At 72.8% G+C, this 916-nt stretch carries 2 protein-coding genes; both read left to right on the top strand.

What is annotated here, in order from left to right; all coding sequences use genetic code 11:
• Nucleotides 1-682 (top strand): tetraacyldisaccharide 4'-kinase (lpxK, locus tag HMPREF3115_RS20060; protein WP_070555729.1); only part of this gene is annotated, 682 nt, incomplete at its 5' end.
• Nucleotides 663-857: a Trm112 family protein gene (locus HMPREF3115_RS20055; RefSeq protein WP_006398499.1), complete on the top strand. Its 195-nt coding sequence runs from the start codon at nucleotides 663-665 to the stop codon at nucleotides 855-857. The genes lpxK and HMPREF3115_RS20055, both read left to right, overlap by 20 nt.
• The last annotated feature ends 59 nt before the right edge of the window (nucleotides 858-916 follow it).

Raw genomic sequence — 916 nt, 5'->3', positions numbered from 1 at the left:
CACGGCCGGCGACGAGCCGCTGCTGATCGCGCGCCGCACCGGCGCACCGGTGTGGGTGTGCCCGGACCGCGTCGCGGCCGCGCAGGCGCTGCGCGCCGCGCACCCGGACGTCGACGTGATCGTCAGCGACGACGGCCTGCAGCACTACCGCCTCGCGCGCACGGTCGAGCTCGTCGTGTTCGACCACCGGCTCGGCGGCAACGGCTTTCTGCTGCCGGCCGGCCCACTGCGCGAGCCGCTGTCGCGGCACCGCGATGCGACGCTCGTGAACGACCCGTACAGCGGCGCGCTGCCGCCGTGGCCCGACACCTATTCGCTCGCGCTGACGCCGGGCGCCGCATGGCATCTCGACCAGCCGACGCTGCGCCGCCCGCTGTCGCAGTTCGCGGACGAGCGCGTGCTCGCGGCGGCCGGGATCGGCGCGCCGGAGCGCTTCTTCGCGACGCTGCGGGCGGCCGGCCTCGCGCCGACGACGCGCGCGCTGCCCGACCATTACGCGTTCGCGGACAACCCGTTCGTCGACGACGCCGTCGACGCGATCCTGATCACCGAGAAGGATGCAGTAAAATTGGGCGCTTCCTGGCGCGACGCTCGGCTGTGGGTCGTCCCCGTCGAAGCCGCGCTCGATCCCTGCCTCATTGCCCTCGTTGTGGAGAAACTCCGTGGACGCTCGCCTGCTTGAAATCCTTGTGTGCCCTATCTGCAAAGGCCCGCTCCACTATGACCGCGCCGCGCAGGAACTGATCTGCAACGCGGACAAGCTCGCCTATCCGGTTCGCGACGGCATCCCGGTGATGCTCGTCGACGAAGCGCGGCAGACCGTCGAAGGCACGCCGGTCGATCCGTCCGGTCGCTGAGCGCCGCGTCGCCCCCACGCGGCCGCGCGCCGCATCCCGGCCGCCGCGGCCGCCGGGCG

Source organism: Burkholderia sp. HMSC10F09, from assembly GCF_001806955.1.
Lineage (GTDB): Bacteria > Pseudomonadota > Gammaproteobacteria > Burkholderiales > Burkholderiaceae > Burkholderia > Burkholderia multivorans.
This window is presented reverse-complemented; position numbering and strand designations above follow the sequence as displayed.